Genomic DNA, 13,842 nt, shown 5'->3' on the forward strand with positions numbered 1-13,842 from the left:
GCCTGCCTGTGAGTCCTCACGCCGACCCGGCCCGGCCGCCCGGGAGCATCCTGGGGAATGCTCCCGTTTGTCAGGTGGCGACCGGGTCGGGGTGGCGCGTTCCTACTCGACACCCGATGCCCAGTGGCACACCATCTGGCGCACCCTGGCGAACCCTGGCGAATAGTCGCTCGGCAACTTCTCCCGGGCTACTGTCAACTCAGCCGAGAACCTGGGGGCTTGACGTGAGCGGACAACCCAACACCCGCCTGACGGACCTGTTCGGCCTGGCCGGCTGGTCCAAGGGGGAACTCGCGAGGCTGGTCAACCGGCAGGCGGCGGCCATGGGCCACCCCCAGCTGGCGACCGACACCTCCCGGGTGCGGCGGTGGATCGACATGGGAGAGATCCCGCGCGATCCGGTGCCGCGGGTGCTGGCGGCCCTGTTCACCGAGCGTCTCGGCCGTGTCGTGACCATCGAGGACCTCGGTCTGGTGCGGCACGGGCGTACGGGGAAACGGCCGGACGGCGGGATCGCGGAACATCCCGACGGAGTGCCGTGGGCGCCCGAACGCACGGCCGCGGTCCTCACCGAATTCACGGGAATGGACCTCATGCTCAACCGACGCGGCTTGGTGGGTGCGGGTGTCGCGCTCACCGCGGGATCCGCACTCAGCAGCGCCATGCACGACTGGCTGCACACCGACCCCACCCTGAGGGCCGACGCCCCTGTTCTCGACGACCCCCTGCACGCCGACCCCGCTGGGTTCGACCGCTATGAGGCCGCCCCCATCGGGTCGCAGGAGATCGAGGAACTGGAGCGCTCCGTCGAAGTGTTCCGGGCCTGGGACGCCGCCCGCGGCGGCGGCCTGCAGCGCAAGGCGGTCGTGGGCCAGCTCAACGAGGTGGGCGGCATGCTCGCCTACCGTCACCCCGACCATCTCCAGCGGCGCCTGTGGGGCGTCGCCGCCAACCTCGCCGTCCTCGCGGGCTGGATGTCGCACGACGTCGGCCTGGAACCCACGGCCCAGAAGTACTTCGTCATCGCCGCCCATGCCGCGAGAGAGGGCGGCGACCGGCCCCGTGCCGGGGAGGCGCTCTCCCGGGCGGCTCGCCAGATGGTGCACCTGGGCCGGCCCGACGACGCGCTCGACCTGATGAAGCTCGCCCAGTCCGGTTCCGGCGACGAGGTGCTGCCCCGCACCCGGGCGATGCTCTACACCATCGAGGCCTGGGCCCAGGCCTCGATGGGCAAGGGCCAGGCCATGCGCCGCACCCTCGGCCGGGCGGAGGACCTCTTCGTCTCCGACAAGGGCGACGTGCCGCCACCGAGCTGGATGCAGATGTTCAAGGAGGAGGATCTGTACGGCATGCAGGCCCTGGCCTACCGCACGCTGGCCGAGCACGACCCGAGCGCGGCCGCGCACGCCCAGCACTACGCGGAGAAGGCCCTGGCCCTGCGGGTGGACGGACGGCAGCGGTCGAAGATCTTCGACTTCCTGTCCATGGCATCCGCCTGCTTCATCGCGGACGACCCCGAACAGGCCGACCGGTACGCGCGTCTCGCCCTGATGTCGATGGGATCCAACTCCTCCCACCGCACCTGGGACCGGCTGCGCCAGATGTACCGGCTGACCGCCGAGTACTCCAGTTATCCGAAGATCCACGAGCTGAGGGAGGAGATCATGCTGGCCCTGCCCGGGACGAAGGGCAGGGGGAGCAGCAGCGCACCGGCATAGGGCACCGGTCCGTCGGCCTCTCCCGCGCCGGCTCGCCGGTCCCGCCGGCCCTTCCTACTCGGTCACCTTGGCGATGAGCAGGCAGGCATTGTCCTCGCGCTCGCTCACGCCGAACTCCTCCACCACGGTCCGCACACATTCCTGCGCGGTGCGCGCCGTGCCGAAGCGTCGGGCCAGGTCGAGGAGATGTTCGGTGGCCTCCGCTCCGCCGTGCCCCGGCACCAGTCCGTCGGTGTGCAGCAGGAGGATGTCGCCCGGCTCCAGGGTCACTTCGGCCTGTCCGTAAGTGGCTCCGGAGGTCGCGCCGAGCAGCACGCCGTCCGGTGCGTTCAGCACGCGCCCCGTCCCGTCGCGGTACAGCACCGGGGCGGGGTGTCCCGCCTGTGCCCACACCAGGGTGCGGGTGGCGGGCTGATAGCGGCAGCAGACGGCGCTGCCGAGGGCGGGTTGCACGGTGGCGTCGAGTAACTGGTTGAGCAGGGCCATCAGCCGTCCGGGCCGGCTGCCGGCCATCGCCATGCCGCGCAAGGCGCCCAGCAGCATCGCCATGCCCGAGGTGACGGCCACGCCGTGCCCGGTGAGGTCGCCGACGCTCAGCAGCGTCTCCCCGTCGGAGAGTTCCAGGGCGTCGTACCAGTCGCCGCCGATCAGCGCGCTGGTCGCGGCCGGCAGGTAGTGGGCCGCCAGATCCAGGGTGCGCGGCCCCCGGTGCGGCAGCCGCAGGGAACTGCGCCAGGGCGGCAGCACGGACTCCTGCAGCTCGACCGCGAGCCGGTGCTCGGTCTGCGCGTGGTGTCGGTGGTGCTGCATCGAGTCACGGCTCTCGCGCACCGCCCGCCGCCGCCGGCGCAGTTCGCTGACGTCCCGCAGCACCGCCCACATCGAGACGGTGCCGCCGTCGGCGTCGAGCACGGGTTCGCCCATCATGTGCACGGTGCGGACGGATCCGTCCGGCCGTACGACACGGAACTCGCCGTCGATCGGCTTGGCGTCGACCAGACAGTCGGTGACCATACCGGTCAGCTTCGGCCGGTCCTCGTCGAGGACGAGGGACGGCAGTTCGTCGAGGGTGAGCGCCGGACCGGCCGGATCGAGGCCGAGGATCCGGTACAGCTCCCCGGACCAACTCGCCTCGTCCGTCAGCAGGTTCCACTCGGCGCTGCCGACCCGGGTGAGCAGGGAGCCGCGCGAGACACCGGCCGGCGCGGGGCGGAGCGTGGCAAGGGTGCCGCTGTCGGCCGGGGCGGGCGGCACCGGCGGCGGCCCGTCCCGCAACTGCGCCAAGTGGGCGTCCAAATCGTCGAGTTGGTGCAGCGCGAGGTCGTACAGGGCGCGCTGCCAGCGTTCCTGGGGATCCTCACCGTCGCCGTGCGTGTCCCGCCGTACGGCGTCCACGTCACCCTTGAGCCGTCGCGCCTGGGTGATCAGCGCGTCGACCGAGCCGCGCCCGGGCGGTTGGGCGGCTGGGCGGTCCGCGGAGACTGGGGACGGCATGACGGACTCCGATAGGGGGACGGTACGGCCAGGGCGGGCGAGGGACCGTTACGACTGTCGCACAGCCCGCGACTCCCTGTAAGGGATTCGGCAACACACGATACGGTGGTGCTTCTGGTATATGCCAGAGTCTTCCCGGAGAGGTCCTCCGGTCTCCGTGACGTAGGCGGTCGTGCAGGTCAAGGCGTAGGAACCGTACGGGAATTGAGGGCTCCGGGGGTAGCCCTCAGGCGCGTGTTCGACGGCCCTTTGTTCTATGGCCGGGTGGCCCGTCGAACCGTCCCGACTCTGTCTGGATTTCGTGCCATGTGAACCGCCTCTGCGGACTCCTAAGAGCATGGACATCATCACCTTTCAGCAGCCCGCCCGCGCCCGCCTGATCACCGCCGAGGACCAGGAGCTTCCCGTCACCGCCGTGCTCCGGTACACCTCGGCGGACCCGCTCGCCGTCTTCGTCGACTTCCCGGCCGAGGCCACCCTCGACGGCGAGGCGACCACCTGGACCTTCGCACGCTCCCTGCTGAGCGAGGGGCTCGGTGCCCCGGCCGGGTGCGGGGACGTACAGCTGTGGCCGTGCGGGCCGGCGCGTACGGCCGTGGAGTTCCACTCGCCCTACGGTCTGGCCCTGCTCCAGTTCGACACCGCGGCACTGCGGCGCTTCCTGCTGCGCACCCATGCCGTGGTGGCCGCCGGACAGGAGGACGTGGCGGCGGTCGTCGAGCGCGGTCTGACCGCCCTCTTCGGCGGGGTGTGAGGGGGCGGCGGGGCGCGAGACCGGCTACTCGTCCGCGTCGGCGTACAGACTCGGGCGCGGAGCGAGTCGTACGGCCGTACGGCCGCCGGTCTCCAGTGCCCGCACTCCCGCCTCCGCCACGGCGGCGGCCGCGTAGCCGTCCCAGGCGCTCGGCCCGCCGGCCCGCCCCGACCGGGCGGAGTCGACCCAGGCCTGCACCTCGCGGTCGTACGCGTCCGCGAACCGCACCAGATAGTCCTGGGCCACCTCCTCGCGGGCGCCGCCCCGCGCGGTCACGACCATGGTGTGCTCGTCGCCGATCCGGGCGCTGCCCGCCTCGCACACCGCCTCGCAGCGGACCTGGTAGCCGAAGCCGCAGTTGACGAAGACCTCCACGTCCACCAGCGCGCCCCGCTCGGTCTCGAACAGCACGAACTGCGGATCGCTCAGCCCCTCGGGCGCGCCCGCCGAGGGGGCCGGACGCAGCACGGTCACCGCGGTCAGCTCCTGGCCGAGCAGCCAGCGGGCGGCGTCGATCTCGTGCGAGACCGAGCTGTTGATCAGCATGGCGCTGGTGAAGCCGGGCGGCGAGGAGACGTTGCGGTGGGTGCAGTGCAGCATCAGCGGCCGCCCCAGGCCGCCGGTGTCCAGCAGGGCCTTCAGACGCCGGTACTCGGTGTCGTAGCGGCGCATGAAACCGATCTGCGCCAGCCGGCGCCCGAGCCGCGCCTCGGCCTCCACCACCCGGTACGCCCCGGCGGAGTCGGGCACCATGGGCTTCTCGCACAGCACCGGCAGCCCGCGCGCGAAGGCCCCGAGCAGCGCCTCCTCGTGCGCGGGCCCCGGGGAGGCGATCAGCACGGCCTCGACGCCGGGCGCGTCCAGCGCGGCCTCCGCGTCGCTGTGCACGGTGGCCCCGTCCAGGCCCGCGGCCGCGGCGGCGGCGCGATCGGTGTCCGGGTCGGCCACGGCGGCGACCCTGGCCCCGCCGACCACCCGACCGAGGCGCCGTACGTGGTCGGCGCCCATGTGCCCGGCACCCAGTACGGCCACGCCCAGCAGGTCACCCACGTGCGCACTCCCTCTCCGCCGACGATCACGCCGTAGCGTAGACGCCGGCGGACGGCCGCGGGAGGGCCGGGAAGAGCCGGGGGGAGAGGCGCGGCCGAGCGGCAACCGCCGGGCGGGGGCCGTCAGTAGCGCAGCGCCGCCGCGATCCCGGCCGCGTCGCCGAGCGCGCCGTCCGGGACGAAGCGGACGTCCGCCCCGGTCTCCAGGCACTGCTCGACGATCTCGTCCACGATGTCCTCGCGCGCGTCCAGGTCACCGGCCTCGGCCGGGATCAGATGGTCTCCGGCGTCGCGGACGGTGGCCCGGTAGTTCTCCTCGACGGCTAGCAGCCGCACCCGCCCGTCGCGCGCGCTCTGCCACAGCTCGTCCAGACCGGCCGCGAAGGCCTTGCGGCCCCGGGCGGCGTCGAGTTCCCGGGCCACGGCCCGCGCGCCGCTGCGCGCCTGCTCGTCGAGAACCGGCCGCAGCGCCTGCCCCACGGCCTGCGGTGTGCCGTGCGCCAGACCGCCCTGCGGGACGTGGACGGCGGTCCGGGCGATCCCGCCGAACTCGTCGAGCAGCGACAGCGCGGCCTGCTCGCCGGTGATGTACAGCGGCCGGGGGTCCGCCCGCAGGAGGGCGGTCATCGCCAGGTCGGCCTCGCGCAGGAAGTGCCGGGTGTCCTCGTCGCGGAAGGTGCTCGGCATGTCGCCGATGCGCTGCCGGCGCTCGGCGTCGAAGTTCACGCGTTCCCTGGTCATCGGGAAACCGCCGGCGCGGGCCTCGGTGACGCGTTCGCCGCCGCCGTTCCACAGCGTGGCGCGGTCGGCGGAGACCGAGAGCACCCAGAAGGGCCGCTCGGCGGCCTGCGCGGAGACCAGGTTGCGGGTGAGGAAGGTGTCCGAGAGCACCACGCGCTCGGGCACGTCACGGGCCAGGGACCAGACCTGGTGCTCGCCGGGTGCGGCGAAGATCACCAGACCGTCCTCGGCGTAGGTCAGGTCCACCTCCGCCAGGGCCCGGTCGAGCTGCTCGGCGACGTCGGTGCGCCGCTCCCGGGTGACCGCGGGGTCGGACTCCAGCCGCTTCTTGGCCTCGGCCACCACATTGCGCAGCCGGACGGTGTCCTGGGCGTTGTCGGGTTCGCGGCGGTGGGTCGGCGTCAGCACGGACACCGCGGGGTAGGGGCGCGGGCGCCGCAGCTCGGAGAGGGTCGCGGGACTGAGTGCAGGCTCCATAAGAGCACGATAGGTCGTATTCACCGATCGGGCATTTGGGGTAATTCGCCGCACCGGTGCAAGTGTCCGGGTGCATCGCCGGGTTCCCCGGCGAACCCCGGTGACGGGGGGCCGGGCCGCCGGTTACCGTACCGGTCAGTAACCGGTCGGCCGTCGGCCGCACCACCGCATCCCAGGAGGCTCCCATGCCGCAGCTCGAAGTCGACGGCGCCACACTGACGTACGACGACGAGGGCCCCCGTGACGGCGACGGCGTGCCCCTGGTCTTCGTCCACGGCTGGACGGCGAACCGGCACCGCTGGGACCACCAGCTGGCCCACTTCGCGGGCCGGCGCCGGGTGATCCGGCTGGACCTGCGCGGACACGGCGAGAGCGGCGGCGCGGGCGTGCCCACGATCGAGGACCTGGCCCGGGACGTGCTCGCCCTCCTCGACCACCTGGAGATCGAGCGGTTCGCGCTCGTCGGCCACTCGATGGGCGGGATGATCTCCCAGACCATCGCGCTGTCCCACCCCGCACGCGTGGAGCGGATGGTGCTGGTCTGCTCGATCGGCCGGATGACCTACAGCCGGGGCCGGGGCCTGCTGATGGCGGCGTCCACCCTCGCCCCGTTCAAGCTGTTCATCGCGGCCAACATCCAGCGGGCCTTCTCGCCGGGCTATCCGCGCGACGAGGTCCGCGCGCACATCCGCGCCTCCGCCGGCACCCCGCGCGAGGTCGTCATGACCCTGTACGGCGCCATGCGGGCCTTCGACGTCCTGGACCGCGTCGGCGAGATCCGCACCCCGACGCTGATGGTGCACGGCTACCACGACATCCAGCTGCCGGTGCGGCAGATGCTGCGGATGGCGAAGGCGTACCCGGACGCCACCGTGCGCATCCTCGACGCCGGCCACGAACTCCCCGTGGAGAAGCCGGCGGAACTGACCTCGGCCCTGGACCGGTTCCTGACGGCGAAGTCATAGCACGAGCCGGCCGCCCCTGGTGAAGTTTTTGCCGATGGCCGGTTCCGCGCGCCCCTGCCCCGGCGCGAGCGGGATCCCGGTGTCTCGCGAAGGCAAAACGCGGCCGAAACCGCCGGGCGCCGAACGCCGTCCGTGCGACAGCCGCGTTGACCGCCCGGAGTGCCTGGCACAGGCTCGTCATATAGGTGCTGGATGCAACTGGATCCGCGGAGTCCCTCCGCCCGCGCCGGGAAGACGCAGGTGAGCGGGGGATGGACGACGGATCCCAGGCAGGAGGCAGCGCATGTGCGGCATCACCGGATGGGTCTCCTTCGACCGCGACCTCACCGCCGAGGCGGCCGCTCTGGACGCGATGACGGCGACGATGGCCTGCCGTGGTCCCGACGACCGCGGCACCTGGGCCGAGGGCCCGGCCGCCCTGGGACACCGACGGCTGGCCATCATCGACCTGCCCGGCGGCCGCCAGCCCATGACCGCCCGCACCCCGCAGGGAACCGTCGCCCTCGTCTACTCCGGCGAGACCTACAACTACACCGAACTCCGCCGCCGACTCACCGACCGGGGACACCACTTCACCACCGACTCCGACACCGAGGTGGTCCTGCGCGGCTACCTCGAATGGGGCGACGCCGTCGCCGAGCGGCTCAACGGCATGTACGCCTTCGCCGTCTGGGACGGCCGCCACGACAAGCTCGTGATGATCCGCGACCGCATGGGCATCAAGCCCTTCTACTGCCACCCCACCCCCGACGGCGTCGTGTTCGGCTCCGAACCCAAGGCGATCCTCGCCAACCCGCTGGTCCGTCCCCGCATCGGCCTCGACGGCCTGCGCGAGCTGTTCACCCTGATCAAGACGCCCGGCCACGCCGTCTGGGACGGCATGCGCGAGGTCGAGCCCGGCACCGTCGTCACCGTCGACCGCACGGGCCTCAGGACCCGCGTCCACTGGCGGCTGGAGACCCGCCCGCACCCCGACGACCGCGACACCACCGTCGCCACCGTCCGCACGCTCCTTGACGACATCGTGCGCCGTCAGCTGGTCGCCGACGTACCGCGCTGCACCCTGCTCTCCGGCGGTCTCGACTCCTCCGCCATGACCGCGCTCGCCGCCCGCCAACTGGCCGTCCACGGCGAGAAGGTCCGCAGCTTCGCCGTCGACTTCGTCGGCCAGAGCGACCACTTCGTCGACGACGAACTGCGCGGCACCCCCGACACCCCCTTCGTGCACGACGTGGCCCGGCTCGCCCGCACCGACCACCAGGACATCGTGCTCGACGCCCAGTCCCTCGCCGACCCCGCCGTCCGCGCCCAGGTGATCCGCGCCCGCGACCTGCCGGCCGGCTTCGGCGACATGGACGCCTCACTCCTGCTGCTCTTCCGCGCCGTCCGCGACCAGTCCACGGTCGCCCTGTCCGGCGAGTCCGCCGACGAGGTCTTCGGCGGCTATCTGCAGTTCTTCGACGAGGAGGCGCGGCGCGCCGACACCTTCCCCTGGCTGGTCCGCTTCGGCCGCCACTTCGGCCACGACAGCGACGTGCTGCGCGCCGACCTCGCCAAGTCCCTGGACATGGAGACGTACATCGCCGACGGCTACCGCACTGCGGTCGCCGGCATCCGCCGCCTCGACGGCGAGAGCGACTTCGAGTACCGGATGCGGCAGATCTGCCACCTCCACCTGACCCGCTTCGTCCGCGCCCTGCTGGACCGCAAGGACCGGATGAGCATGGCCGTCGGCCTGGAGGTCCGCGTGCCGTTCTGCGACCACCGGCTCGTCGAGTACGTCTACAACGCGCCCTGGGCCCTGAAGTCCTTCGACGGCCGGGAGAAGAGCCTGCTCAGGGAGGCCACCGCGGACGTCCTGCCCCGGTCCGTGTACGACCGTGTCAAGAGCCCCTACCCGTCCACCCAGGACCCGCTCTACGCCCAGGCGCTCCGGGAACAGACCAAGGACCTCCTGGCCCGGCCCTCCCACCCCGTCTTCGACCTGGTCGACCGGGGGAAGGTCCACGAGGCCGCCCACCGCGACACCCCGGTCAGCAGCCAGGTGGCCCGGCGCGGCCTGGAGCGGACCCTCGACCTGGCCCTGTGGCTCGACCTCTACCGGCCCGAGGTGACCCTCAGCTGAGGCCCAGCGCCCGGTCCGCGGCCGCCGCCGACGGCTGCCACCAGGTCGTCACCGGCTCCCACACCCGGACGGCGCGCCCCGCGCCCAGCTCGGCGGCGGTGAAGGAACGGCCCGCGCGGGCCGCGACTGGCGACACGGCGATGCCCGGCACCCGGCGGGCCTCGGGGTCCGCCGGGTCGGCGATCGTCCGCACGGCCGCGTACGCGGCCCGGCCCGCGCCGAGCCGGTACGTGCCGCCGCCACCCGCCGGGACGGGCAGCGCGGCGCCGTCGAGGTTCCCGAAGGTGACCGTGGGCACGCGGTCCACGGTGCAGGCGCGGCCGGAACGGTTGGTGACGCGGATCCGCACCACGGACGGGTGCGCGGCGGACGCCTTCGCCCGCAGTGCCAGAGCCCGCGCCGGGCAGACGGCGGTCCGGGCGGCATGCCCGGAAGCGGCCGGCACCGAAGCGGCCGGCACCGAAGCGGCCGGCACCGAAGCGGCCCGTCCTGGGGCGGCCTGGCTCTGCGGCGCGGTGAGCAGCAGGGCCGCGGCGGCGGCCGAGACGGCGGGTACGGCGAGGGCGGCGACACGGATACGCATGGTGGATTCCCCTGTTCCGGTGGCGTACGGAGCGGCGGTCCGGAGCGCTCCTACCGAGGGTGACGACCGGGGTGGCCCGGAGGTTGTGGCGGATCGGCGCCTGTTACCCGCTCGCGCCGTCCCTGTCATCGACCGGTGGTGTTCGCGGCGGCCTTCCAGCCGGTCGTGTCGGCCGGACAGGAACTGCCGTCGGCGGGCAGGGAGCCGTACAGCAGGAAGTCGTCGATCCTGCGGTGGACGCACTTGGAGGAGGAGTACCCGGTGTGGCCCTCGCCCCTGTTGTCGAGCACCACGGCCGACGAGCCGAGCCGCCGGGCCGTCTCCACGGTCCACTGGTACGGCGTCGCGGGGTCGCCGCGCGTGCCCACGAGCAGCATGCGCGCGCTGTCCACGTCCTTGACCCGGTCACGGATGAAGTCGGTGCCCTTCGGGCGGCCGTAGCACATCAGCAGCTGGGTGAGCCGGTAGCGGCCGAAGACCGGAGACGCCCGCTCGTATTCGGCGCGCAGACCCTGGAGGTCCTTGGCGATCCGGGCGGCGTCGGGACGGTCGGGGTCGTCCGCGCAGTCGATCGCCGTCAGCGCGGCCGGCAGGTTGTCCGCGGGGATGTCCTGCGGGGCCACCAGGCCGCCGCCGCCCTTGGGGTGGCCGTCCGGCTGCCGGACGGGGAGGGCGAAGCCGGCCGAGGCGAAGTTCTCCACCCCGCGGATGTCGCCGTCCTCGACGAGGGAGACCAGGGCCCGCTCCAGCGCCGGCCACAGCTCCTGGCTGTAGAGGGCCTGGCCGATGGCGCCCACCAGGTCCTGACCGGAGAACCGCCCGCCGAAGTCGTCGGGTACCGGTTCCCGGTCGAACGACCGCACCAGCCGTACGACACGTTCCCCGGCCACGCGCCGGTCCTGTCCGAACGGGCACGCCAGGTCCGTCACGCACCAGTCCAGGAAGTCGTCCAGCGCCGTCTGCTGCCCCGCGGCCCCCGCCACCCCCTGCTCGGACAGGGGCTCGGTCAGTGTGTCCACCCCGTCCAGCGCCATCCGGCCGACCCGGTGCGGGAACTGTGCCGCGTACACCGCGCCGAGCCGGGTGCCGTAGGAGAAGCCGAGGTAGTTGAGTTTCCCGTCGCCGAGGGCCTGGCGGATGACGTCCAGGTCCCGGGAGGTGTCCACGGTGCCTATGTGCGACAGGACCGGGCCGGAGTGTGCGGCGCACCGGGCGGCCGCCTTGCGCAGCTGTCCGAGCAGCAGCCGCGGGCGCCCGAGGTCCACGTCGTCCTGCGCGGTGGCCGAGGCCTCGTCGGCGCCGTTGCCGCAGCTGACCGGCGAGGAGCGGCCCACGCCGCGCGGATCGAAACTGACCACGTCGTAGCCGTTCGTCAGGTCCATGAACTCCTTGCCGCCCGAGGCCAGCGCGCTGACGCCGGGACCGCCCGGACCGCCGAAGTTCAGCAGGACCGAACCCTGGGACGGACCCGTGGCGCGGTAGCGGGCCAGAGCCAGGTCGAGCGTGCCCGCGCGCGGCCGGGCGTAGTCGAGCGGCACGGTGACCTTGCCGCACTGCAGGTCCTTCGGCATGCCGGCCCCCTTGCAGGCCGCCCAGGCGATCTTCTGCCGGTAGAACCGGGACAGGTCGGGCTGGGCCGGCTTCGGCCGCTCGGCCACCGTCGCCTGCAGCCCCGCCCCGAGCAGGACGACGGCGAGGACACCGGCGCCCGCGCAGCGCCGGACGGCGGGCCCTGTGGACGGCTTGGCCTGCATGGATTCCTCCAGCAATGCGCCCCCTGCGGACCGGACAGCACCCTCGATCACCATAAGCGGGGTCCGGACGGCACGCCTCCGGGAGAGCAGGGCCTGACGGCATTCGACGGCTTTGCACACAGTTCGACAACCGTGCCACTCGATGGGGTGAAAGGCCGATGAGCCATAACTCGCACTGGTTCCTCAGCGTTTTATCCGATGCGGGCGAGCGCCCGTGACCATGTCTGGAAGGCAGGGAACCTATGAAACGGGTTACCCGAAACGGTGTTCTCGCCGTCGCCGCCGCCTCCGGCGCGATGGCCGTGGCGATGCCGGTCTCCGCCGCCCTCGCGGCCGACGGCGCCGTCGCCGGCGGCTCGGCGGCCGGCTCGCCGGGGTTGATCTCCGGCAACACCGTGCAGCTCCCGGTGGACGTCCCGGTGAACGTGTGCGGGAACACCGTGAACGTGGTGGGACTCCTCAACCCCGCCGTGGGCAACGCCTGTGCGAACACCGGCGGCGCCGCCAAGGCCGGACCGGGCGGCGGCCCGGACGCGTCGGGCGGCGCCTCGGCGCAGGGCGGCGGAAAGGATTCGCCGGGAGTGCTCGCCGGCAACACCGTGCAGCTCCCGGTGCACCTCCCGGTGAACGTCAGCGGCAACACCGTGAACGGGGTGGGCATCGGCAACCCCGCCCGGGGCAACACCTCCGTGAACACCTCCGACGGTCCTGTCGAGCCCCCCGCCCCGCAGCGGACCGTCCCGTCCGCCAGGCAGCACCGCGGACCCCGGGCGGCACGGCCCGCGTCCGCACCGGCGGTGGCCACCCTCGCCCACACCGGGGCGGACCTCACCGTCCCCGCCGCCGCGGGCGGTGCCGCGCTCCTGCTCACCGGCATCGTGCTGCGCCGCCGTTTCCGGCCCGGCCGGTTCCACTGACGCAGGTGAGGCGGTGGCCCGGCTCATCCGGCTGATCAGCCGATCCACCTTGTCGAGCTGATCCGGCTGATCCGCCTGATCCGCCTGATCCGCCTGATCCGCTGAGCGGACTCCCGCGGCCGGGCCCCACCGGACACGAGCGACCGGTGGGGCCCGGCCGTGCCCGGCTCGAAACATCCTGCCCGTACGGCCGGTTGACGCGCTCCGTCGGCTGGATCCCGGCGTGGCGCATCCACCGGTGATCGGGAAGGATGCTGCGGGCGCGACCGACCACCGCGCCGACGCCCGCCCCGAGGGGAGCCCTTACGGGAAGCCCCAGGGAAAGCCCCCACGGAAATGGAGCGCACCGATGACCCCTCCGGCCCCCCAGGACCTCGTCGTCACCCGGGCCACCCTCGCGGACTGGCGGGTGATCAGCGGGTGGGCGGCGGACGAGGGCTGGAACCCCGGTCTGTCCGACGGCCCGGCCTTCTTCGCCCAGGACCCGGAAGGGTTCTTCCTCGGCCGGGTCGCCGGTGAGCCGGTCTCGGCCATCTCCGTGGTGAACCACGGCCCCCGGTACGCGTTCCTCGGCTGCTACCTGGTCCGCCCCGACCTGCGCGGCCACGGCCACGGCATCACCACCTGGAAGACCGCACTCGCCCACGCCGGCGACCGCACCGTCGGCCTGGACGGAGTCGTGGCCCAGCAGGACAACTACCGCCAGTCCGGCTTCCAACTCGCCTACCGCACCATACGGTTCACCGGCACGGCCCCCGAGGCCGAGGCCCCCGCGGACGTCCGCCCCGCCGGGCCCGCCGACCTCGCCGCCCTGACCGCCTACGACAGCGCCTGCCACCCGGCCGACCGTCCGGACTTCGTGGCCGCGTGGCTGAACGGCACCGGCCACCGCGCCGTCCTCCGCCACGACGGCGAGCGCCTCACCGGCTACGGCGTGATCCGCCCCGGCCGCGACAGCCTGCGCATCGGCCCCCTCTTCGCGGACACCGCCCAGGACGCGCGGGCCCTGTTCGCCGCCCTCACCGCCGGCGTCGCCGGAAGCGAGATCGCCATCGACGTACCCGAGCCGAACACGGCCGGTGTCGCGCTGGCCGAAGCGGCGGGCCTGCGGCCGTCGTTCGAGACGGCCCGCATGTACACCGGTCCGGTACGCGACCACGCCCGGGAGCGGGTGTTCGGCGTCACCACGCTCGAACTGGGCTGACTCCTTTCGCGCCGGGCCGCAATCCCGTTGCCGCCCGAGGCCCCGGATGCTGGAGTGAGCC

At 73.1% G+C, this 13,842-nt stretch carries 11 protein-coding genes; 6 read left to right on the top strand and 5 right to left on the bottom strand.

The genetic code is table 11. The annotated features are described in order from the left end of the window. Positions 1–224: 224 nt before the first annotated feature. Positions 225–1,718, top strand: a complete 1,494-nt coding sequence (locus ACFYMM_RS31360; protein ID WP_388392552.1) for a hypothetical protein — start codon at positions 225–227, stop codon at positions 1,716–1,718. Between the two features lie 54 nt (positions 1,719–1,772). Here the strand turns inward: ACFYMM_RS31360 and ACFYMM_RS31365 are convergent, their stop codons facing one another. Next, the gene (locus ACFYMM_RS31365; protein ID WP_388392554.1) at positions 1,773–3,212 is read right to left on the bottom strand and encodes a PP2C family protein-serine/threonine phosphatase; all 1,440 of its coding nucleotides are present in this window, start codon (positions 3,210–3,212) and stop codon (positions 1,773–1,775) included. A 337-nt stretch (positions 3,213–3,549) separates the two neighbouring features. Here ACFYMM_RS31365 and ACFYMM_RS31370 point away from each other — a divergent pair, with 337 nt between their 5' ends. Then, positions 3,550–3,966: an SsgA family sporulation/cell division regulator gene (locus ACFYMM_RS31370; RefSeq protein ID WP_388392556.1), complete on the top strand. Its 417-nt coding sequence runs from the start codon at positions 3,550–3,552 to the stop codon at positions 3,964–3,966. A 24-nt stretch (positions 3,967–3,990) separates the two neighbouring features. Here ACFYMM_RS31370 and ACFYMM_RS31375 read toward each other — a convergent pair whose 3' ends face one another. Both ACFYMM_RS31375 and ACFYMM_RS31380 read right to left on the bottom strand, forming a co-directional pair. Next, a complete protein-coding gene (locus ACFYMM_RS31375) occupies positions 3,991–5,016 on the bottom strand; it encodes a Gfo/Idh/MocA family protein (RefSeq protein WP_388392558.1) in 1,026 nt (341 codons plus the stop codon). 122 nt (positions 5,017–5,138) lie between these two features. Then, positions 5,139–6,233 carry a chemotaxis protein gene (locus ACFYMM_RS31380; protein ID WP_388392561.1) on the bottom strand — a complete coding sequence of 365 codons (1,095 nt, stop codon included), beginning with the start codon at positions 6,231–6,233 and terminating at the stop codon, positions 5,139–5,141. A gap of 185 nt (positions 6,234–6,418) precedes the next feature. On the opposite strand from ACFYMM_RS31380, the gene ACFYMM_RS31385 reads away from it, so the two are divergent. Further along, positions 6,419–7,198, top strand: coding sequence for an alpha/beta fold hydrolase (locus ACFYMM_RS31385; protein ID WP_388392564.1), 780 nt, complete (start codon positions 6,419–6,421; stop codon positions 7,196–7,198). Between the two features lie 283 nt (positions 7,199–7,481). Next, on the top strand, positions 7,482–9,323 hold the full coding sequence (gene asnB, locus ACFYMM_RS31390; RefSeq protein WP_388392567.1) for an asparagine synthase (glutamine-hydrolyzing): 1,842 nt from the start codon (positions 7,482–7,484) through the stop codon (positions 9,321–9,323). Here the strand turns inward: asnB and ACFYMM_RS31395 are convergent. Both ACFYMM_RS31395 and ACFYMM_RS31400 read right to left on the bottom strand, forming a co-directional pair. Next, positions 9,316–9,906: a DUF4232 domain-containing protein gene (locus ACFYMM_RS31395; protein WP_388392570.1), complete on the bottom strand. Its 591-nt coding sequence runs from the start codon at positions 9,904–9,906 to the stop codon at positions 9,316–9,318. The two genes, asnB and ACFYMM_RS31395, sit on opposite strands and share 8 nt — an antisense overlap. A gap of 125 nt (positions 9,907–10,031) precedes the next feature. Then, positions 10,032–11,660, bottom strand: coding sequence for an alpha/beta hydrolase (locus tag ACFYMM_RS31400; RefSeq protein WP_388392573.1), 1,629 nt, complete (start codon positions 11,658–11,660; stop codon positions 10,032–10,034). Between the two features lie 242 nt (positions 11,661–11,902). Between ACFYMM_RS31400 and ACFYMM_RS31405 the strand changes: the two genes are divergently transcribed. Then, positions 11,903–12,577: a chaplin gene (locus ACFYMM_RS31405; protein WP_388392575.1), complete on the top strand. Its 675-nt coding sequence runs from the start codon at positions 11,903–11,905 to the stop codon at positions 12,575–12,577. A 349-nt stretch (positions 12,578–12,926) separates the two neighbouring features. Next, on the top strand, positions 12,927–13,781 hold the full coding sequence (locus tag ACFYMM_RS31410) for a GNAT family N-acetyltransferase (protein WP_388392578.1): 855 nt from the start codon (positions 12,927–12,929) through the stop codon (positions 13,779–13,781). The last annotated feature ends 61 nt before the right edge of the window (positions 13,782–13,842 follow it).

Source organism: Streptomyces sp. NPDC006739 (assembly GCF_042869815.1).
Classification (GTDB): domain Bacteria; phylum Actinomycetota; class Actinomycetes; order Streptomycetales; family Streptomycetaceae; genus Streptomyces.